This is a genomic window from Marinobacter shengliensis (genome assembly GCF_003007715.1).
GTDB classification, from domain to species: domain Bacteria; phylum Pseudomonadota; class Gammaproteobacteria; order Pseudomonadales; family Oleiphilaceae; genus Marinobacter; species Marinobacter shengliensis.
On record NZ_PXNO01000019.1, the window covers coordinates 191,068 to 210,718 of the forward strand.

General features: G+C 61.1%; 19 protein-coding genes. 10 read left to right on the forward strand and 9 right to left on the reverse strand.

Going from position 1 to position 19,651, the window contains the following annotated elements; all coding sequences use genetic code 11:
- Positions 1 to 52 precede the first annotated feature (52 nt).
- The 6 genes from C7H10_RS04645 to C7H10_RS04670 are packed head-to-tail and all read left to right on the forward strand — an operon-like array spanning position 53 to position 7,162.
- The gene (locus tag C7H10_RS04645) at positions 53 to 1,885 is read left to right on the forward strand and encodes an IucA/IucC family protein (RefSeq protein WP_106693938.1); all 1,833 of its coding nucleotides are present in this window, start codon (positions 53 to 55) and stop codon (positions 1,883 to 1,885) included.
- Positions 1,872 to 3,710, forward strand: a complete 1,839-nt coding sequence (locus C7H10_RS04650) for an IucA/IucC family protein (protein WP_106693939.1) — start codon at positions 1,872 to 1,874, stop codon at positions 3,708 to 3,710. Before C7H10_RS04645 ends, C7H10_RS04650 begins: the two co-directional genes overlap by 14 nt.
- Positions 3,707 to 5,008 carry an AMP-binding protein gene (locus C7H10_RS04655; RefSeq protein ID WP_106693940.1) on the forward strand — a complete coding sequence of 434 codons (1,302 nt, stop codon included), beginning with the start codon at positions 3,707 to 3,709 and terminating at the stop codon, positions 5,006 to 5,008. The genes C7H10_RS04650 and C7H10_RS04655 overlap by 4 nt, the downstream gene beginning before the upstream one ends.
- Complete coding sequence (locus C7H10_RS04660) at positions 5,005 to 5,274, forward strand: phosphopantetheine-binding protein (protein WP_106693941.1); 270 nt, start codon at positions 5,005 to 5,007, stop codon at positions 5,272 to 5,274. The genes C7H10_RS04655 and C7H10_RS04660 overlap by 4 nt, the downstream gene beginning before the upstream one ends.
- Positions 5,271 to 6,290 carry a DUF6005 family protein gene (locus C7H10_RS04665; protein WP_106693942.1) on the forward strand — a complete coding sequence of 340 codons (1,020 nt, stop codon included), beginning with the start codon at positions 5,271 to 5,273 and terminating at the stop codon, positions 6,288 to 6,290. The genes C7H10_RS04660 and C7H10_RS04665 overlap by 4 nt, the downstream gene beginning before the upstream one ends.
- The gene (locus C7H10_RS04670) at positions 6,287 to 7,162 is read left to right on the forward strand and encodes a sugar phosphate isomerase/epimerase family protein (protein ID WP_106693943.1); all 876 of its coding nucleotides are present in this window, start codon (positions 6,287 to 6,289) and stop codon (positions 7,160 to 7,162) included. Before C7H10_RS04665 ends, C7H10_RS04670 begins: the two co-directional genes overlap by 4 nt.
- On the opposite strand, the gene C7H10_RS04675 is transcribed toward C7H10_RS04670, so the two are convergent.
- The 7 genes from C7H10_RS04675 to C7H10_RS04705 form a co-directional block, all read right to left on the reverse strand.
- A complete protein-coding gene (locus tag C7H10_RS04675) occupies positions 7,138 to 7,428 on the reverse strand; it encodes a DUF2218 domain-containing protein (RefSeq protein ID WP_061330791.1) in 291 nt (96 codons plus the stop codon). The genes C7H10_RS04670 and C7H10_RS04675 overlap by 25 nt on opposite strands.
- A gap of 24 nt (positions 7,429 to 7,452) precedes the next feature.
- Complete coding sequence (locus C7H10_RS04680) at positions 7,453 to 8,238, reverse strand: ABC transporter ATP-binding protein (protein WP_106693944.1); 786 nt, start codon at positions 8,236 to 8,238, stop codon at positions 7,453 to 7,455.
- A complete protein-coding gene (locus C7H10_RS04685) occupies positions 8,235 to 9,329 on the reverse strand; it encodes a FecCD family ABC transporter permease (RefSeq protein WP_106693945.1) in 1,095 nt (364 codons plus the stop codon). Before C7H10_RS04685 ends, C7H10_RS04680 begins: the two co-directional genes overlap by 4 nt.
- A complete protein-coding gene (locus C7H10_RS04690) occupies positions 9,326 to 10,474 on the reverse strand; it encodes an ABC transporter substrate-binding protein (protein ID WP_106693946.1) in 1,149 nt (382 codons plus the stop codon). The genes C7H10_RS04685 and C7H10_RS04690 overlap by 4 nt, the downstream gene beginning before the upstream one ends.
- Before the next feature lie 8 nt (positions 10,475 to 10,482).
- Positions 10,483 to 12,456: a TonB-dependent receptor domain-containing protein gene (locus C7H10_RS04695; RefSeq protein ID WP_106693947.1), complete on the reverse strand. Its 1,974-nt coding sequence runs from the start codon at positions 12,454 to 12,456 to the stop codon at positions 10,483 to 10,485.
- An 88-nt stretch (positions 12,457 to 12,544) separates the two neighbouring features.
- A complete protein-coding gene (locus C7H10_RS04700) occupies positions 12,545 to 13,891 on the reverse strand; it encodes a sensor histidine kinase (RefSeq protein ID WP_106693948.1) in 1,347 nt (448 codons plus the stop codon).
- Positions 13,888 to 14,592: a response regulator transcription factor gene (locus C7H10_RS04705; RefSeq protein WP_106693949.1), complete on the reverse strand. Its 705-nt coding sequence runs from the start codon at positions 14,590 to 14,592 to the stop codon at positions 13,888 to 13,890. The genes C7H10_RS04700 and C7H10_RS04705 overlap by 4 nt, the downstream gene beginning before the upstream one ends.
- A gap of 224 nt (positions 14,593 to 14,816) precedes the next feature.
- Here C7H10_RS04705 and C7H10_RS04710 point away from each other — a divergent pair, with 224 nt between their 5' ends.
- The 4 genes from C7H10_RS04710 (at position 14,817) to soxZ (ending at position 18,379) form a co-directional block, all read left to right on the forward strand.
- Entirely contained in the window at positions 14,817 to 15,140 is a 324-nt protein-coding gene (locus tag C7H10_RS04710; RefSeq protein ID WP_058091478.1) for a c-type cytochrome, read from the forward strand.
- Positions 15,141 to 15,168: 28 nt separating this feature from the next.
- Positions 15,169 to 16,491 carry an FCSD flavin-binding domain-containing protein gene (locus C7H10_RS04715; protein ID WP_244178180.1) on the forward strand — a complete coding sequence of 441 codons (1,323 nt, stop codon included), beginning with the start codon at positions 15,169 to 15,171 and terminating at the stop codon, positions 16,489 to 16,491.
- 9 nt (positions 16,492 to 16,500) lie between these two features.
- Positions 16,501 to 17,565 (forward strand): YeeE/YedE family protein, encoded by a 1,065-nt coding sequence (locus C7H10_RS04720; protein ID WP_106693950.1) that lies wholly within the window; start codon positions 16,501 to 16,503, stop codon positions 17,563 to 17,565.
- An 82-nt stretch (positions 17,566 to 17,647) separates the two neighbouring features.
- On the forward strand, positions 17,648 to 18,379 hold the full coding sequence (soxZ, locus tag C7H10_RS04725) for a thiosulfate oxidation carrier complex protein SoxZ (protein WP_167392877.1): 732 nt from the start codon (positions 17,648 to 17,650) through the stop codon (positions 18,377 to 18,379).
- Between the two features lie 19 nt (positions 18,380 to 18,398).
- Here soxZ and C7H10_RS04730 read toward each other — a convergent pair whose 3' ends face one another.
- Both C7H10_RS04730 and C7H10_RS04735 read right to left on the reverse strand, forming a co-directional pair.
- Positions 18,399 to 18,998, reverse strand: a complete 600-nt coding sequence (locus C7H10_RS04730; protein WP_106693952.1) for a DUF4202 domain-containing protein — start codon at positions 18,996 to 18,998, stop codon at positions 18,399 to 18,401.
- A 19-nt stretch (positions 18,999 to 19,017) separates the two neighbouring features.
- Positions 19,018 to 19,635 (reverse strand): glutathione S-transferase family protein, encoded by a 618-nt coding sequence (locus tag C7H10_RS04735; RefSeq protein ID WP_106693953.1) that lies wholly within the window; start codon positions 19,633 to 19,635, stop codon positions 19,018 to 19,020.
- Positions 19,636 to 19,651: the final 16 nt, after the last annotated feature.

Consider the following 19,651-nt stretch of genomic DNA (forward strand, 5'->3'; position numbering starts at 1 on the left):
GCACTCGATTCTCATTTAGATTTACTCCAAATTCTGGAATCGGAGTGTCGACATGGGACCGTCTGCCCGGGCGATTGCCGAACAGGCAAGTTTTCAGGCCTTCCTGCATGGCTATCTTCAGGAAATTGATCCCGGCCACTGGCTGGCCGCCAGCCAACGCCTTCATGACCCCGGCAGCTGTTTCTCCGGCTCATGGGTGTGCGAACTGCCCCTGAACACCCAGCGGGCCCGGCTTGCTGTCGATATCCTTTACCGTTCCCCCGTCGGCCGGCACCGCTATGGCAAGGTGCGCCAGTGGCTAAACGGTCGTCATTGCTGGTCAGACATCGAACCGTTCCAGGCCATGTGTCTTCTGGTACGCGAGCTCTATGCACTTTCCGGCGGTATGGTTCCGGAGCTTCGTAAACTCCGGGAACTGGAGTTCCTGCACCGACTAACAGATAGCTACGGGGTGATGACCCGTTACCTGGAACAGCGCCGCCACGACCCCCGGCTTTTGACCAACCGATTCATCGATTCAGAACAGTCGTTGTTGTTTGGCCACGCCACTCACCCCACCCCCAAAAGCCGCCAGGGCATGTCGGAATGGCAGCAAACGGCTTATGCGCCCGAGCTAAGCGGGCGATTCCGGCTTCATTATTTTCTGGTCCATCAAGACTACGTGGAGCAAGACTCGGACGGTCCATTGCCCGCCAGCACCATGGCGGAAACCCTGTTGAACAGTGGCCATGCCTCCCTGAACCTGCCAGACAATCATACTCTGGTTCCGGCACACCCACTTCAAGCGCAGTGGTTACTTGCACAGCCGTCGGTGCTGGTCGCCATCGAGCAGGGGCTGATTCATCCGCTCGGCGCTCTGGGGCCGGAGTTCTCTGCCACGTCTTCCGTGCGCACGGTTTACAGTGAACAGGCAGAATGGATGTTGAAGTTTTCCATTCCGGTGAAAGTGACCAACTCGCTCCGGGTCAATAAGGCTCACGAGCTGAAAGCGGGTGTGGTGATGTCCAGACTGATCCGACAGACCGGGTTCGCGGAGTCTGAGCCCGGCTTCCGGATCCTGCAGGACCCGGCCTATCTGACGGTTTCCCTACCCGGGCAGGCCGAGAGCGGCTTTGAAGTCATTTTCCGGAACAATCCCTTCACTCCAGGCCAGGACCAGGGTGTGATCAGCATGGCCGCTCTGACCCAGGATCCAATGCCCGGCCGTAATTCCCGGTTAATGGATCTGATCGAGGGCCTGGCTTTGAACGAGAGTCGAAGCATGGCCGCGGTCAGTCTGGACTGGTTCCAGCACTATCTTGCCTGCGCCATTGGCCCGGCGCTCCGGCTTTATGACGACCACGGTATTGCCCTGGAGGCACACCAGCAGAACAGCCTGCTGGATATTGGTGGTGGCTATCCTCGCTGCTATTACTACCGGGACAATCAGGGTTACTACCTTTCGGAAACGTTTCGCAAACAACTGACAGAGCAGTGCCCGGACCTGTCGGAAACCCCGGAACTGTTCTACCGGGATGCCATGATTCGGGACCGCTTCTGCTACTACCTGATCGTCAACCAGGTGTTCTCCGTGATCGCCCGGTTCGGCCTGGACGGCCTGATTCCGGAATCGGTGTTGATCCGGCAGTTCCGGCAGTTTCTCCGCTCCGAACACACCCGGCTCCATGGCCCGGCCCGGGCACTGGTCAATCTCCTGCTCGAGGACAGTCGCCTGCCGTACAAGGGCAACCTGCTGACTCGAGTACACGATGTTGATGAGCTGAATGCCGAGCTGGAAATGGCGGTGTACACCAGTATTGCCAATCCTCTTCGCGGTCTGGCGCACGCAGCGCCGCAGCCAAGTTTTCCAGTTCAGGCTGTTGGGGCAGATCATGGCGCTGCGTGAGCAAACACCGTCACCGATGACAGGGCTAAGCCCGGTCATCTCCCTGACCGAGTCGCCAACACAGCGCGTGCTCCGGCAACTGCTGGAAGCCCTGCTGTTTGAGCGTTTGATCCCCTACCGCCCATGCAATGACAACCGCTCCGGCTGGCAATGGCTGTCGTTCCGGATCGGCAGCCTGCCCGGGCGCTGCCGCGCTCGGGTTCGTGGCTTTGGCCGGTTGCGGCTGGATATGAGCACCCTGACCCTGGGGCAGGAACAACCATCAACCTCAACGTCGCTGGCCAGGCTGGTCGGCCAGTTGCCGGCCGCGAGCACGCAGCAGCAAGCGCTGTTAAAAGAACTTGTCGCCACCATCGGAAACACCGAAAGACTCGACGCCCTGTATCGGGCCCGTGGCCCGCGGGAACGGCGGGCCCTGCACGGCGAAGCGCTGGACTGTGCATTGCACGAGGGTCACCCCTACCACCCCTGTTACAAGAGCCGACTGGGATTCCAGGGCGATGACCTGGTGCGCTATAGCCCGGAAACCAGCATCGGGTTCCGTCTCCATTGGGTGGCGGTTCCCCGACCCTATCTGGATTCGCAGTTGCTGGCTCCGGACCTTGCGTTCTGGCAGTCGGAACTCGGTCGGGAACAGGCCTATCTGCTGCGGGCCGCATTCCACCGGGCGGGCGTTGACTGGCAACACTGCGGTGCCTTGCCAACCCACCCCTGGCAATGGCAGCAACTCTGCCAGGGGCCCCAGGCCTCCCGGCTTTCCGCACTGGGCATCAGAAGCCTGGGGCCCCTGGGAGACCGTTACCGGCCGGGGCAGTCACTGCGGTCCCTGTTCAACGTCAGCCGGCCGGCGAACGCCTGCATCAAACTGCCACTGGGCATCCATAACACCTCGTCCCGCAGGCACCTGGAACCCCACTCGGTGCCTTCAGCGCCGGCCATCAGCCGCTGGCTTGAAGCGATTTTGGCCGCTGACTCGCAATTCGACACTGCCTACCCTCTCCGCCTGCTGCCCGAATATGCCAGCCTGGGCGTTAACACTGGGCGTGACCGGGGCACAGGCAGTGCAGGGCTTGAAGGAGAACTGGCCGCCATCTGGCGTGCCAGCATCAGCTCCCGGCTTAATGACGGTGAGCAGGCCATCCCCCTGAACGCCCTGTTCCAGTGGCAACCTGACGGCATGCCGTTCATCCACCCGTGGGTAGAGCACTACGGCCTGGGCCCCTGGCTGGAAGCCACGCTCAAAGCCGTCATCCTGCCGGTCTGGCATATGCTGGCGGCCCACGGTGTCGGCCTCGAGGCCCATGCCCAGAACAGTCTGCTGGTGGTGCGCGACGGCTGGCCCAGGGCGCTGATGCTTCGGGATTTCCACGACAGCGTCGAGTACGCCCGTGACTACCTGCCCCCGGCCACTCCTGAACCAGACTTTGGCCCCCGACAGGCGCTCTACGATCAGGCACCAGACGACCAGTACTACCGTATGAGCGGCCCGGAAGCCCTGCGGGAACTGGTCATGGATACCCTGTTTATCTTCAATCTGAGTGAGCTGGCGCTGCTGCTGGATGAGGCCTACGGATTTAACGAAACCCGCTTCTGGGACCGGGTCAGGACGATCCTGACCGATTACGCACGGCAACACCCGTATCTGACCTCCCGCTTGCACAGGCTGGCCTGGGACCAGTCAACACTTCAGACCGAATCCCTGCTGCGCCGCAAGCTGCAGCCAGACAACCAAAGCCATTGCCTCCGGGTAACCAACCCCCTGGCTTCGGGACCGGATTCCACATCGATGCCCCCTACCGATCACCATCACGAGAGGTTACCGTGACTGCACCTTTGTTTTACGTCGACAACACCCCCTACAGCCAGGCCGACTGTGATCATATTGTCCGGGGCCTGGCGGAGCGGCCCGAGTTCCAGTCGCCGGTCGGTTGCCGATTTGCGGTCTGCCTGCAAGACACCGCCCACTGGCTGGCCCTGTGTCTCTGGCTGAAGCCCCTTGGCGCCAGCGTACTGCCCATTCACCCCGGCACACCCTACCCTGCCGCCAAAGCCCTGGCCGAGGACACCGGCTGCAGCTACCTGCTGTTCGGCGAGCAACTGCAGGAGGTAACGCCGGAAACTCTTGGCGGGGTGACACGGACGGCTTCGGCCGAGGGTGGTGAGCTGATTCAGCTCAGCTCCGGCACCACGGGTAAGGCCAAGACCATCACCCGGCCCTGGCGCGACATAGACCGGGAACTGGTCGCCTATGTCGCCCATTTTACTGAGGCCCGGGCCTTAACGCCGGTGGTCGCCTGTCCGGTCACCCACTCCTACGGTCTGATCTGTGGTGTGCTGGCTGCCCGGGAGCGGGGCATCGCACCCCATGTGGTCACCAATCTGAACCCACGATTCATTATTGCCCGACTGCGTGCGGTGCCTGAGCACCTGCTCTATGCCTCACCCACCCTGATTAGCCTGCTGATGAGGATGCTGCCGGAACAGGAAATGCTGCATGCTGTCATGCTTTCCGGGGCTCCTTTACCCGCGCCGGTGCTGACTCAGCTTAGGGACCGCTGTCTGCGGCTGTGTCAGCAGTATGGATGCTCTGAGGCCGGATGCGTGGCTGTGAGCGCGGACGTGTCTGAGCCGGGCCTGCTGGGCCAGCCGCTGCCTCACCTGTCGGTGCAGGCCGGTGCCTCCGCCGGGCAACCGGATGAAATCCTGATCACGGTAAAAGCCACCGGACAGCGCATCCACAGTAAGGATCTGGGCTATTTCGACCACCGGGGCCAGCTGCACTTCCTGGCCCGCACCGATGACACCATTAATGTCGCCGGCATTAACGTCTACCCGGGCGCGGTGGAAGACGTGTTCCTTGGCTACCCAGGAATTCGCGAGGCGGTGGCTTTCAAGCAACCCGATGCCTTTGCCGGTGAGCGGGTTTGCCTGCGTTTTGTGGCGGATTCAGACATCGACACCGACCAGCTTCGACAATGGAGCCGCGACCGACTGTCACCTCACCAGGTGCCGTCACTGATCGAACAGGTGGAAAGCATCAGCCGGCTCCCGAACGGCAAGGTCAGCCGCCGGCTGTTAAGCGAATCCCTCGCTGACAAGGGTCAGCGGGAGGTCCGGGCATGAGCAAAACCAACCTGACCCGAAGCGCCATTGAAACGGTGATTCGAAACCATCTACCTGACGCCCGGCTATCGGTGTTTTCGGCCAAGGCCCGCCTCAACGCCGACCTGGCGATTGATTCCATCATGCTGCTGCAACTGATTGTGCACCTGGAACTTGAGCACAGCCTGCATGTTCCGGAGGAAGCGCTGCTGACCCATCAGCTCGAGACCGTTGAGGATCTGGAAGCGCTATTGGTCGCCACCGGCAATCCGGAGGTTTCCCTGTGATCAAAGTGCATTGTTTTGTCAGCTGTGTCTGCGAGATCATCAAACGCACACCGGGTGTGGACCACCGCCCCTTCTACTTTGGCGTCTGGGATGCGGACTTCTCGGTCAGTGAGGAGCAGGTTCTGTCTTACCACTCGCCCCATACCCGCCACGACCAGTTCCGGGAGTGGTACCGGCTGCTGTATGGCGTCACCATTGAGCCCTGGTACAACCACCAGCAATCGAAAGAGGCCAACATCGACCGGCTGATTGAACTGGTGGAAACGCGCCCTGCCGATCGTCAGGTCATGGTCATGCTGGACCTTTACCGGTTGCCGGAACGGGAGAACAAGTTTCACCAGAACCCGTTTCCCCACTACGTGATGCTGGAAGCCACGGACGACCCGGAGCAGTGGTTCATGTCGGACCCGGATTTTCGCTGGGAGGGTGTGCTGCCCAAAGCCCGGATTCTGGAATCGGTCCGATCCCCGGCCGCTGCCGGTGGTTTCTGTTTCGACGGTCTGGAAATCCGGCATACGCCCGCGGAAACGGTTGCCGCCTACTTTGCCCAGTGCATGAAAGCGGATACCAATCCGTTTACCGATGCCCTGCGGCAGATTCTGCGCGCCCATACCGGGCCCGATGCCAGACAACCACTGGCGAACCTGCCCCGGGCATTTCGGGAGATTCCGGTGATGGCGATTCGTAAGTACGCCTACGAGCACGCCTTTGCCTGGCTTCTGGAGGATCAGGGCCGCACCGCCGAGGGCGATCCGTGGTTCGAGGCCCTGTGCGAGGACATTGACCGGCTGGTGAAAACCTACACCCAAATCCAGTACCGGGCGCTGAAACTGGTGATGTCAGGCAACCCTGCCCTGCTGGCCGGGGTCGAGCAGCTGCTGGACGAACAGGATCAGAGGGAGTTCGCCATCAAGGACAGCCTGCAGGGGCTGTTCCAGGAATGGCAGCAGCAACACCCCGACCTCACCGGCGCCACCGCCGACACCCGGATGTCCGACCTGGAGGTATTGCCATGATCCGCTTCCACCTGTGTACCATCTCATTCCGCCACCAGTTGGTGTCGTTACCGGAACTGGCCACCTGGGCCGGGGCCACCGGCTTCGACGGCATTGAACTCTGGGGCGTGCATGCCCGGCACCTGTTACAGCAACCCGGGCTGGATGGCCGCTGGTTGAAAAGCCAGGGACTGGGCATTCCCATGGTCAGCGACTATCTGCCACTGGAGGGTGGTGAACAGGAGGCCACCCGCTACACCCGCGACCTCTGCCAATTGGCCCGGCACTGGCAGGCACCCAAAGTGCGAACGTTTGCCGGCCATCAGGGCAGCGCCGAGCTTGACCGGGGGCAGCGCAAGGCACTGACCCGACGCCTGCAGACGCTCACCCGTTGCGTCGCGGACGAAGGCCTGACCCTGGTGGTGGAAACACACCCCGGCACCCTGGCCGATACGGTTGACTCTACCCTGGAAATGTTGGCAGACATTGACCATCCGGCGCTGGGCATCAACTTCGATGTCCTGCATGTCTGGGAGGCCGGTGCGGACCCACAGCTTGCCCTGCAACAGATGGCGCCCTGGGTCAGGCATTTTCACTTCAAGAATATCCACCAGCGGGATCAGCTTGGCGTGTTTGCCCCGGCCAATGTGTACTCACCGGCAGGCTCAAGGCAAGGCATGGTGCCGGTGATGGAGGGCGCCTGTGATTACCGACCACTGCTGGACACGCTGGCAAACTGGCAACAGTCGCTGGCCAACCCGGCCCCTCTGGACATCTCCCTGGAATGGTTCGGCCCGGACAGCTACCGGGTGCTATCCAGCGACCTTCGCCAGCTGAGGCTGCGGGTTCCGGAAACCGGCGATCAACCTCAGTCGCTGGCGGCCTGCCAGTGAACCTTATCCACCTCATCGCCGGCAAAGCGGATGAGGTGGGAAGCTACCACCTGGCCCAGCTCCTCCAGCTCCGTCTCGGTGGGTGACTGGCACCGCATAAGCAACTTACCGTCTGCTGCTTCGAGCCGGCATTCACCGATGGAGAAAGTCAGCCTGCCATCGGTCCCGGTCCACTCAGCCTCAATCTTGTGGCGAAAGTGTTTGCACAGGCGATTGATCAGGCGACCGGGATCGGTGGTGGCCACTTGGGCGTTCATGGTTGGCATGGCAGATTCCTAGACATCAGTGGGTCAATTAACACTGGCGGATAGCGGACGATCCGCCAGCACGATGGGGTGTCCACGAGAGCACTGTTCGATTCTGGCTTCGATACCATAGGTTTCGGCCAGCAGCTCCGGCGTCAGTACCTGTGCCGGTGAGCCCAGCACGGCCTGGCCGCCGGGAGACAACACCAGAACCTGGTCGCAATAGCGCAGGGCCAGATTGAGATCATGGCTGGCCACCAGGGCAATCGAGCCGGTCCGGCTGGTGGCGTCACGCACCGCATTGAGTACGTTGAGCTGCCAGTGCAGGTCCAGGGCGCTGGTAGGCTCATCCAGCAGCATCAATGGCGTCTGGCGTACCAGTACCTGAGCCAGCCCTACCATCTGGCGCTGACCACCAGACATTTCCGACAGTCGCCGAAGCGCCAGTTGCCGGATACCCAGGGTGTCGAAAATCTCTTCGATCGCCAGCTCGGTCTCTTCCCGGGACCAGTCGCTGCGGGCAGAGCGGCAGGCGCTGAACACAGTTTCGTAGGCCACCAGGGGAATGGCCTGGGGCAGTGGTTGGGGCAGGTAGCCGACACGACGAATGCGCTGGTGGGCAGTAATCGCCGCCAGATTCTCCCCGGCAAAGGTCATGGTGCCGGCAATCGGCAGCAGGCCGGCGATGGATTTCAGCAGCGTGGACTTACCCACAGCATTAGGGCCAACCACGGCCACCAATGAGCCCGCGGGTATCTCCGGCAGGGTAAGGCCGGTGAAGACGGATCGATTCCGGTAGCCGGCGGTCACGGATTGCAGCTTCAGGGTCACAACGCGGCCCTCCTGCTGCGGCCAATGATCAGGGTGATGAACAGCGGGATACCCACCAGTGCGGTCACAATACCCACAGGCAATACCACTCCCGGCACCAGCAGCTTGCTGGCGATGGATGACAACGACAGCAGGACGGCCCCGGCCAGGGCGCTGCCCGGCAGCAGGAAACGGTGATCTTCCCCCAGCATCAAGCGGGCAATGTGGGGTGCCACCAGGCCGATAAAACCGATTTCCCCAACGAAACACATGGCCGCCGCCGTCAACAGGCTCACCCGCATCAGCACCACCAGGCGCATGCGCTCCACCCGGATGCCCAGACTGCGGGCCTGCTCTTCACCACTGCGCAGCAGGGTCATGGCCCAGGCATTACGAAGGGAAAACGGCAGACACACCGCCAGCACCAGGGCCACGATAGCCACTTTGTCCATACTGGCCCTGGCCAGGCTGCCCATGGTCCAGAACACAATCTGCTGGACCGACTCGGCATCGGCCATAAACTGGATCAGGCCCACCACCGCGTTGATACCGAATAACAGGGCAATACCGAACAGCACCACCGCATGCACCGAAGCGCCCAGGCTGCGTGACAGCACCAGAATCAGTAGCGAGGCGGCCGCAGCGAACACAAAGGCCGACAGAGGCAACAGCACATGGGCCGCCAGCCCCAATACCGAGATATTGAAGGCGATCACCAGCGACGCCCCCAGGGTGGCAGCCGCGCCGACGCCCAGGGTAAACGGGCTGGCCAAGGGGTTGTTCAGTACTGTCTGCATCTCGGCCCCGGCCAGGCCCAGGCAGGCGCCCACCACCACCGCCATCAACGCGTAGGGCACGCGGATGTCCTGAATGATCACCCGGGTGCCGGCATCAAGGCTTTCAGGATTCAACAGCCCGCGAATCACGTCCAGCAAACCCAGCATGGCCGGCCCCGAGGCGATGTCTACCAGCAATGCAGCCACCGCCGCAGTTACCAGACCAGCCAGACACAGTACCCGCCGGAACACAAAACGGCGGTACTGGCTCGCCAGCCCGCCATCCGCCGGTGTGCCTGCCCGGTTGGCGGCAGCGCCTGCACTCGGCGACGTCATAGCGTTTCCTCGCCAAGCGTGATCCAGTAACGACCATCCAGGGGCACCGGTTGAAACTCCCGATAAAAGGTTTCCAGGGTTTGCTCCGGGTCCAGTTCAGACAGCTCCTCCGGGTGCAGCCAGCGAGCCAGCGCCTGAACCGCAACTACGTTCATCGGCGTGTTATAGAAGTGATGCCAGATCGCCATGGCCCGCAGCTCCCGGATTGGCTCCAGGGCCCGAAGCCCGGGCCGATCCGTCGCTCGCCGGAACGACTCGCGGGCCATCGGCCCATCAACACCTGCCCCCAGCATCACATAGGGCTGATCGGCATCGGACACCTGGTACTTGCGCGAACCAATGGCCGTGGCCAGGTAGCGATCGGGAGGGTCACTGAGCAGGTACTCCAGATTCATCACACCGGAAACCCCGGGCACCCGGTCTGCCGCCACATTGCGCCCGCCCGCTGCGTCAATGAAGCGCCCCATCATTCCCCGGACCATGGTTTCGCAGCAGCTGTCATGCAGGCCTAACCGGCTGTGGAGAAACACCCTGGGCCGGTTGTCCGGAGGGATGTCAGATACCACCTCACTGACCCGTGCAAGCTCCTCCCGGTAGAAACGGTTGAACCTCTGCGCCTCCTGCTCTCGGCCAAGCACATCTCCCAGCAGGGCCATACTTCGGGGTGTATTGACCAGGGGCTGCTGCCGGAAATCGACAAACACGACCGCCACGCCAGCCCGCTCAAGGCGCTCAATCAACGCCCTGTTGTGGGCTCCGGGACCATGGCCCTCCAGGCTGAAGATGGCCAGGTCGGCCCCGATGGCCAGCACCGATTCCAGACTGAAACTGTCGGCAGATGCATGCCCCACCTTGGGCACCTCCGCCAATGCGGGAAAGCGTTCCAGATACTGGGCATAACCACCGGGGTCGGTCTGTTCGAAATCCGGCAATATGCCGGCCAGGCGATCAATCGTTGCATCGCCGTCCAGAATGGCCAGCGCCGGTATATAGCGGCTCTCACCCAGTATTACCCGGTCCACGGTCTCGGGAATGGTCACCTGCCGGTCGGCCAGGTCCGTGACGGTTCTCGCCGCCTGGACCACGCCTGCCTGGATCAGAAGAACGCCGCCCAGCAGGGCGGCGACAAACTGTGACAATGCCATCAGCGACCTCAGAACCGCATGGCCAGGCCAAGGCGAATGTCACGACCGGGTTCAGGCATACCAACAATGCCTTCGTAGTCCTCGATATGCTGGTAATCGGCGTTACTGGCATGATCCAGGTACTGCTTGTCACCCACATTCTTGACCGTGAGGGTCAGTCTCAGATCTTCACTGCCGGTGGGCAGCCAGTGGACAAACACGTCGTGTACGCCGTAGCCGGGCTTGTCGATGGTACCCACAGAGGTTTCCAGGCCATCAATACCCTTGACGAACCGGCCCTGCCAGCCAAACTCCAGGTTGCGGTCCCAGCGGTAGGCCAGATCAGCAATCCAGGTGTCGCCCATGGTGTTGCCAAGCAGGTTATGCTCGTAAACGGTCAACGGCTGGCCATCCACTTCGGCATCGTTGCTGTGGAAACTGAGTCCGGCGGACAGCGCCTGCCACTGGTAACCGGTTGAAATCAGGTAACCATCGGACTCCAGGTCACCGATGTTCTTGTAGATGGACTCCCGGAAAGGCAGCAGCGGGTCGGCAATCGCATCCTTGATCTCGGAACGGTACACCTCCGCAGACAGGCGGAAGCGGTCATAGCGGTAGTCGAAACCAACTTCGGTATTGCGGGCCTTTTCCCCCTTCAGATCGGGATCGTTTTCCGAGCCTTCCAGTTTGAAGGAGTCCTGGGTGGTGGGCCCACGAAATGCCTCGGCATAGCCGGCTTTCAGGGTCAAACCGTCGACCACCTCCCAGGCCAGGTTGGCGTTCGGACTGACCTCATCCTCACTGAAGCGCTGGTCATTGTTGTCCTTGAGCCGGTAGTCATCATAGCGGGCACCGGCACTGAACAGCAGACGGCTAGTGAGCCATACATCACCCTGGAGGTAGATACCCAGCACTTCACCGGTCTGCTGTTCGGCCTTCTTGTCGTCCTCGTAGCCGGCATTGACCTTGTCTTCCCGATAGTCCAGGCCGTAGGTGAGGCTGTGCTCGCCGAAACGGCTGGTATTGCGTAGGTCGCCGCCGGTGTTCTTGCTGAACCCGAAGTAGCGACCCCAGCGGTCCTCAACGTTCTGCTCGATGTCGGACTCGGTGTGGTAAACGGTTGCTTCCAAATCCACCAGGGCATTGCCGGAGGGTGCATATCCGTAATTCAGTGTGGTGGTATCCCGGCGGCCATCAAGGTCGTACAGGCGATTGAAACCACTAACGATCCACTGTGGGCGCTGGGGCCGTTCGCCCTTGTCGGTGCGGACTTCGTGACTGAGTTTCAGGGTCTGATCGGCCGGCAACTGGCCTACCAGTTTGGCAAAGCCAAGCTGTTGGCGGGCATCACTGCCGGCAACACGCTCACCATTCCCATCCTTGAAGGGCTCGTGATCACTCTGGCTGACAGACACCAGGGTGCTCCAGTTATCGCTCAGGCGGCCAAAGGCTGTTCCGCTTGCCTTGTAGCCGTCGGTGTTGGAGAAAGAACCCAGCTTGACCAGGGCGCCAGCGTTTTCTCCCGGTCGCAACAGATCTTCCGGATCCCGGGTCACGAAACGGATTGAACCACCCAGGGCACCGGCGCCGTCCGTCGCCCGACCGGCCCCGGCGTTGACCTCAACCTGCTTGAGCAGTTCAGGCTCCACCGACAGACGGCCGGAATGATGAAACAGCGCCCCGGCCTGGGTGGCGCCATCCACTGATACGTTCAGCAGGGGATCTTCAAAGCCCCGCACATAGACTTTCTGGGCAATGCTGTTCGAACCACCCACATTGACATCCGGGCGCCCGGCAAACACATCGTTCAGATCATCCGCCTGGTAACGATCCAGGTTCTGCCGGTCAATGACGATATCGCTGGCAGCTTCCCGCTCAGCGGTCACCTGTATCGCCTCCAGGGACACCGGGTCTGCATGGGCCAGGGGGGATGCGGCCAGGGCAAGCCACAAGGCGTTGCGACGAAAACCACCCACTCGAGATTCAGTTCCTAGATTTGCCATGGGTACTGCGCTCCAATACTGAAAATGATTCCTATTTGGGGCGCATTCTCGATTAGAAAATCGAGGAAGTGAACGACTTTTACATTTGTTACAAACGTGACGCAGGAAACCACAGATCCATTTGAAGCCCCCGGCCGGGCCGATTCCGGGCCTGAATCCAGCCACCAATGGCCTCAACCTGACGACGAGCCAGGGATAGCCCCAGTCCATGCCCGCCAGGCCCGGACTGACCCGTGCGGGAGGCCCGAAAGAATGGCTTGAAGATCAGCTCAAGCTGCTCGGCCGGCACGCCCGGCCCCTGGTCGCTGACCGACAGCCGGTATCCGTTGTCCTGGGGCTCCAGCACGATCCGGATACAGCCCTCCGCCGGGGTGTAGTGACAGGCATTGCGCACGACATTCTCAACCGCCTGGGCTATGGCCCGGTGACTGCTCCCCGCCAGCATGGCCTGATCAGGCAATTCGGCCACAATCCTGCGGCTGGGGTTCTCGTAGCGGGCATCCTCAACGATGGTGTCCACAAGGTCGGTCAGGTTCAGGTCTTCGTTGCCCAGGTCCGGCTGTTCGTTCTCGAGCCAGGCCAGGGTCAGGGTATCTTCCACCAACGCCCGCATCAGATCACACTCCCGCCGGATACGCGGCAGGAAATGATGAGTATCAATGCCTTCCTCAACGCAACTGACGGCCATATCGATCCGGGTCAACGGGGTTCGCAACTCGTGAGAGAGGTCAGCAATCAGACGGCGCTGGGACAGGATCAGATCGCCAATACGCTCCGCCATACGGTCAAAGGTATCTGCCAGGGCGGTGAGTTCATCGTTACGATTGCCCAGCAGGGCACGCACCCGGGTTCCCAGATTACCTTCACTGAACTGACGGGTAGCCAGTTCCAATTGCCGGATGGGATTCATCACATGCCGGTAAATGACCAGTGACAGCACCAACAGCACCACTAACGGCAAGGCCACTTTCAGGAACAGCTTCATCTCCGGCAGGTAGGTGCCCGGGCGCATCCGTTGCGGCAGGGTAATCAGAAAATGGGTATGGCCATCGGCAAAGGTCATGTCCATGATCGGGTTGTCCGCGAAGTAGAGATGGATTTTCCACTCTACGTTCCGGCCAAGACGAAAGCCTTCCATAAACTGCCCGGACAACTCACTTCCAGCCAGGGGCTGCACCGACGACCGCACCACCGCCGCCCAGGTATCCTCCTGCACCTGAAGGTTCTCCAGCCAGTCTGCCAGCGCCCGTTCATCGCCGGATAGGTATAGCCGCTCGGCCGTTCGCCCCCATTGCTTCAGAGTGTCCTGATGGTGCTTGGCGATAAAACTCATCTGCTGTTCGGTGGTGGCCCCCAGAAAGGAGATCACCCAGACCAGCACTAGCGTACCCAGGGCCAGGGTGCCGCAAAGGCGCCACCAGAGTTTGCGGCTCACAGAAAACAGTACCCCCGGCCATGGACAGTCTGCAGGCGGTCCGCCGCCATGCCGGCCTCAACCAGCTTGCGGCGCACCCGGCTCAAATGCATATCCAGACTCCGGTCGTAACGGCTGAACTCCTTTTCCAGAACCACCTGGTACAGATAGGGTTTGCTGAGAGTCTCCGACTGGTGCAGAACCAGCATCCAAAGCAGTCGAAACTGGATGGGCGTCAGGCAAATTGCCTCGCCGTTGCAAACCACCGACAGACTTGCGCGATTGAGCGTCAGATTACCAACCACCAGTTCCGTGGGGTCGGCACGCTGGTCGCCTGCCTTGAGGGTGCGCCGGAGCAGTGCTTCGATCCTGAGCAGCAATTCGGTAAAGCTGAACGGCTTGGGCAGATAATCGTCCGCACCCTGCTGGTAACCCAGGATACGCTCCTCCTCCGCGCCACAGGCGGTCAACATCATGACCGGCGTCTGGCGGGTCTTTCGCAGGCGCTCCAGGACATCAAACCCGTTCATCCTGGGCAACAACACATCCAGCAGGATCAGGTCCAGCCGCAGGCTGAGCGCATCAAGCAGGGCCTGGTCGCCCTCAAAGCACTGTTGAACCTGATACCCTTTGCTGGTCAGCAGCCCTGATAGCTGATCACTCAGGGTCTGGTCGTCTTCAACAATCAGGATTCTTGGACGTGACTGGGTACCAGAGGACATTACCGGGCAACCTTGACTTATCAGTTCACCCTATCATATGCAGTTGATTATCATTTATCAATCACGCGGCTGCCAACGTTGAGACTTATTCCCGAGAACCCGAAATAACCAGGAATTCTAATAACCAAAGCGAATATCATATACCGCCATATTATTGGCCTACCCGAGGTCTGGCCCAGTAAATTAGCTGTTCTATCATCCAGTTAATCCGGGCAGACCACTCCATGAAAACAAGATTCGCTCTGACCTTTGCCTTGCTGCTGCCGGCCTTGCCGGCGCTGGCTGACGACCAGGCAAACGCCGCGCAAACCGCGCTGCTCGCCGCTTCCTGCGCCAACTGCCACGGTACCGATGGCAAGCTGGCCGGCGTTATCCCGGCCATCGCCAACCGGCCCGCCACGGCGCTTGAAAACCAGTTGATGGAGTTCAAGCACAGTGACTCCACCCGGGCCACCGTCATGCCGCGGATTGCCAAGGGCTATTCCGATGACGAACTGAAAGCCCTGGCCCAGTATTTCTCGCGCATCGGCTCCGCCCAGCAGCGCTGATTATCACCACGACAGAAGAATCGAGACCATGACCAAATCAAACTTCAAGAATCAGGGCCTGAACTCGTCCCGTCGTGATCTGCTCAAGTTGATGGGCGCGGCCTCTGCCTTGCCTCTGCTGGGCGCCTGCAGCAGCCTTGGCGGGCCCGCCAGCAAAGATCTGTCGGCACGGGTCGTGGTAGTGGGTGGCGGCTTTGGTGGCGCCACCGCCGCCAAGTACCTGAAGCGCAACGCACCGGATCTGGACGTTACCCTGGTTGAACCCAACAAGGTGTTCTACACCTGCCCGTTCTCGAATCTGGTACTGGCGGGCATGCGCACCATGGACAGCATCAGCCACAACTACAACGAGCTACGTGAGCTGGGTGTCCGGGTCGTTCACACCACGGCCCAGGACGTTGACCCGGTTTCCCGCACGGTCAGCCTCGGCGATGGCAGCAGTATCCGTTATGAGAAACTGCTGTTATCACCGGGCATTGATATCCGCTGGAACGCCATCGAAGGCTATGACCAGGCTGCTGCAGAACAGGCGCCCCATGCCTGGAAGGCTGGCGACCAGACCCGATTGCTGCGTCGCCAGATCGAAGCCATGGATGATGGTGGAGTGTTCGTACTGACCGCCCCCGCCAACCCGTTCCGGTGTCCGCCAGGGCCCTATGAGCGCGCCAGCCTGGTAGCCCATTACCTGAGCCAGCACAAACCCCGCTCAAAGGTGCTGATCCTGGATGCCAAGGACAACTTCTCCAAGCAGGGCCTGTTCATGCAGGGTTGGAAAGACGTGCACGGCGACCGCATTGAGTGGGTCGGGCTATCTGGCGACGGCAAGGTGGTTCGTGTTGATGCCGGCAAGCGGGAAGTGGAAACCGAATTCGGCACCATTCACAAGGCCTCGGTGCTGAACGTGGTGCCACCCCAGAAGGCCGGCTTTATTGCTGACCGGGCGGGCGTAACCAACGAATCCGGCTGGGTGCCGGTGGACCCGGTTACCTTCGAATCCACCCAGGTAAAAGATATCTACGTGGTGGGCGACGCCACCATTGCCGCCCCGATGCCAAAGTCCGGCTTTGCTGCCAACGCCCAGGGCAAGGTGGCCGCCGCGGCCATCATTGCCGCCCTGGAAGGTCAGCGGCCGCTGGAGCCGTCCTGGGCCAACACCTGTTACAGCCTGATCAACCCGGAATACGGCATTTCCGTGGCTGCGGTGTACCGGATTCAGGAAGGCCTGATTCACGAGTCCTCCGGCGGTGTCAGCCCCAGCGATGCCAATGCCACCTTCCGCAAACTGGAAGCCGATTACGCGTCGGGCTGGTACAGCGCTATCACCCAGGACACCTGGGGCACGCGCCGCTAGGCCGGGACGATGGGCAACCTGTTCTCAGACCACCTGAGCGCCGTGCTCTGGGCCGGCGCCCTGCTCGGCGTGGTATACGGCATGATCGCCCAGTGGAGCCGGTTCTGCCTGTTGCGGGGCCTGTTTAATCGCTGGCAGCAGAACGACAGCCGCCGGCTCAGGGCCTTCGCCCTGGCCATGGCGGTCGCGCTGGTCAGCAGCCAATGGCTGGCCTGGCAGGCAGGCATCAACCTCACCCGCACCCCCTACCACCCTGGCAACCTGCCGGTGGTCGCGCTGATTGTCGGCGGCTTGCTGTTTGGCTATGGCATGGCCCTGGCCAACGCCTGTGGCGCCCGTTCGCTGGTGTTACTGGGCACCGGCAATCTGCGGTCGCTATTGGTATTGCTGGTGCTTGGCATTGCTGCCTATATGACCATGTCCGGCGTGCTGGCTGAATTCCGGTTATGGATGGAAGATCTGTACCGCCCCACCCTTCCTGCCACCGATCTAACCCTTGTGACGGCGCCCCTGGGGCTCGACACAGAGACCGGTCGCCTGGTTCTGGCGGGCCTGCTTTCTCTGGCGCTGACTGCCTGGGCGCTGTCTTCCCGGGCATTCCGAACCTCGCCCCGGGACTGGTTGGGTGGGCTGCTGATCGGGCTTCTGGTTGCCGCCGGCTGGTGGATCACCGGGGTGCTGGGCGCAGACGACTTTGACCCGGTTCGGCTGGCGTCTCTCACCTTTGTCGCACCGGTTGGCGACAGCCTGCAGTACCTGATGCTCTCCACCGGCACATCACTGCGCTTCGGGGTTACCGTGGTGGCGGGCATTGTGGCGGGCAGCTTTCTGGTGGCGCTGCTCACCCGGGAATTCGTCTGGCAGAGCTTCACCAGCCCGGGCCACAATGGCCGTGCCATCGTCGGCGGATTCCTGATGGGCGTGGGCGGCATCATGTCGATAGGCTGCACACTGGGCCAGGGGCTCAGTGGCTTTTCCACCCTGGCAATTTCCAGTTTTCTGGCCCTTGCCGGTATAGTAGCAGGCTCACGCTTGGCGCTGCGCTTCAGTGTCGGCAGTTCTGCCAGCCACTAGGCCCACAGCCATTGGTTCTGTTTGATTCGAGGTCGTCATGATATTCCGCTCCCTGCTCGCCGCTCTTGCCCTGATGTTCGTTATGAGTACCGCCACCGCGGATCAGCGATGGCAACGGGTAGAAGCCGTGACCCAGGCACTCGACAATCGGGTTCCGGAACTGGAGGGCCTAAGCCTTGAGCTTCCCCTGGTGGCGGAAGACGGCAGCAGCGTTTCATTGTCCGTGTCGTTTACCGGTAGCCTGGAAGATGGCGAACACATCGAAAAGATCCGCCTGTTCGCCCCCGGCAATCCACGCCCAGAGGTAGCCGATATTACCCTGGGCCCGCTGGCTTCACCCGCCAACATTGCCACCCGAATTCGCCTGAGCGAAACCCAGCAGGTGGTGGCCCTGGCCATCACCAACCAGGATCGCGCCTTTCTCACAACCCGGGATGTAAGAGTGACCGTCAGCGGCTGTCTGGTGGGGGGCGGTGATGCGTCTGCGATGGCCATGGCCAATCCGCGCCTGGCGCTGGCTGGCAGTGCTCGCCCGGGGCAACCGGTTACCGTGCGCTCGCTGATCAATCATCCGATGGAAACCGGACTGCGGCCGGATGGTCAGGCCGACGACAGCATTGAACAACAACTGGTTGAATCGCTGACCGCCACCCTGAACGACGAGCCGGTACTGACCGCCCGCTTTTTCACGGGCACCTCCGCCAACCCTTACCTCCAATTCCAACTGACGCCGGAAGAGGAAGGCGAACTGAAGCTGGCCTGGCAGGATCAGAAGGGTGAACAAATGGAAGCAAGCCAGGCTATCAAGTTCTGAACCGCACCCGCAGCCGGCGTCATTCGGCCAGGGCCTCCTGCAGTAATGCCTGAAGGTGGTCTGGCAGATTGCCGGCCAAATTCAGGGCCGCCTCGTGGCCCCGGGGTGTCATCTTGCCCCAGGTGCGGCGCACGATGCGCAGCCACTTCTCTTTGTCGTAGTCCGGCTTTTCCTCGAACAACTGCGCAAAATAGCGTTCCAGAAACACCATGCACGCCACGTCTTCCAGCAATTGGGTGTCTTCATCCTCCCGCAGCTTGCGCTTGGTCAGAATCAGCTCCACCCGTTCGCATTCCTCCGGCGGGTAACCACATTCGGCCATGATTTCCGCGGCCCGCCGGCCATGCATGCGGCCACAGGCCTGGCGCCACTGGTAGTAATTTTGCCGGCCCTCCCCGTAATCACTACGGGGTATGGTCCAGCGCTCGATATGCTGGGCCCGGCAGGCAATCTGCATACGCTCGGATGGCGCCGGTTCCAGCTCAAACAACCAGCGGGTCATATGCAGGCTGTAGGCATATTCCCTGGGCAGTGGTTCCCCCTCTACCAACTCCCGATTCGGATCGGCCAGGTTAGCTTGATCAATGGCGCTCAGGGTGCAATCCAGTTTCTGGCTCATGGTTACCTTTATTGTTGGTTCATACCTGGGCGGAGGGCCGGGCCTTGATCCGGTCATACCAGGCTTGCAGGTTGGCCTGTTCCGGCTTGATGCGGATATTCACCACCCGGGCAAAGGCGATGGTGGTGAAGGCATTGATGTCGGCGGCGGTAAAGCGGTCGCAGCAGATGTACTCGTTGCCTTCCAGGTGCTTATCCAGGAAGTGCATGAATTTCTCAACACCCTTCCCGCATTCCTCGCCCCACTCTTTGATCGGGTTCATCCGGTCCTTGAAGTATCCGGTGGTATGCTGGAAGCACATGCCGGTGGGCATGAAGAAATAGAATTCCAGCCAGCGCAGCCACTGCTCCACCAGCGCTTTTTCGACCGGGGTTTGCCCCAGCAGTTTGGGCGTGTCCGGGTAGGCTTCTTCGAAGTAACGGCAGATGGCCATGGTTTCCGCAATGCAGGTGCCATCGTCCAATTCCATGACCGGCACTTTCTTCATCGGGTTGCGGGCTACGTATTCCGGTGTCAGGTTCTCGCCTTTTTCGATATCCACCTGTACAAACTCGGCCTTGTCCAGAAGGCCCTTTTCCGCCATAAACATGCGTACGCGACGAGGATTGGGGGCAGACTTGGTCTCAAAGATTTTCATATTGTTATTGGCTCCG

What these genes read in the sequence shown, in the direction of transcription:
- C7H10_RS04645 (WP_106693938.1), top strand. Translation starts at nt 53, where the DNA reads ATGGGACCGTCTGCCCGGGCGATTGCCGAACAGGCAAGTTTTCAGGCC.
- C7H10_RS04650 (WP_106693939.1), top strand. Translation starts at nt 1,872, where the DNA reads ATGGCGCTGCGTGAGCAAACACCGTCACCGATGACAGGGCTAAGCCCG.
- C7H10_RS04660 (WP_106693941.1), top strand. Translation starts at nt 5,005, where the DNA reads ATGAGCAAAACCAACCTGACCCGAAGCGCCATTGAAACGGTGATTCGA.
- C7H10_RS04670 (WP_106693943.1), top strand. Translation starts at nt 6,287, where the DNA reads ATGATCCGCTTCCACCTGTGTACCATCTCATTCCGCCACCAGTTGGTG.
- C7H10_RS04675 (WP_061330791.1), bottom strand. Translation starts at nt 7,428, where the DNA reads ATGCCAACCATGAACGCCCAAGTGGCCACCACCGATCCCGGTCGCCTG.
- C7H10_RS04685 (WP_106693945.1), bottom strand. Translation starts at nt 9,329, where the DNA reads ATGACGTCGCCGAGTGCAGGCGCTGCCGCCAACCGGGCAGGCACACCG.
- C7H10_RS04690 (WP_106693946.1), bottom strand. Translation starts at nt 10,474, where the DNA reads ATGGCATTGTCACAGTTTGTCGCCGCCCTGCTGGGCGGCGTTCTTCTG.
- C7H10_RS04695 (WP_106693947.1), bottom strand. Translation starts at nt 12,456, where the DNA reads ATGGCAAATCTAGGAACTGAATCTCGAGTGGGTGGTTTTCGTCGCAAC.
- C7H10_RS04705 (WP_106693949.1), bottom strand. Translation starts at nt 14,592, where the DNA reads ATGTCCTCTGGTACCCAGTCACGTCCAAGAATCCTGATTGTTGAAGAC.
- C7H10_RS04710 (WP_058091478.1), top strand. Translation starts at nt 14,817, where the DNA reads ATGAAAACAAGATTCGCTCTGACCTTTGCCTTGCTGCTGCCGGCCTTG.
- C7H10_RS04715 (WP_244178180.1), top strand. Translation starts at nt 15,169, where the DNA reads ATGACCAAATCAAACTTCAAGAATCAGGGCCTGAACTCGTCCCGTCGT.
- C7H10_RS04720 (WP_106693950.1), top strand. Translation starts at nt 16,501, where the DNA reads ATGGGCAACCTGTTCTCAGACCACCTGAGCGCCGTGCTCTGGGCCGGC.
- soxZ (WP_167392877.1), top strand. Translation starts at nt 17,648, where the DNA reads ATGAGTACCGCCACCGCGGATCAGCGATGGCAACGGGTAGAAGCCGTG.
- C7H10_RS04730 (WP_106693952.1), bottom strand. Translation starts at nt 18,998, where the DNA reads ATGAGCCAGAAACTGGATTGCACCCTGAGCGCCATTGATCAAGCTAAC.
- C7H10_RS04735 (WP_106693953.1), bottom strand. Translation starts at nt 19,635, where the DNA reads ATGAAAATCTTTGAGACCAAGTCTGCCCCCAATCCTCGTCGCGTACGC.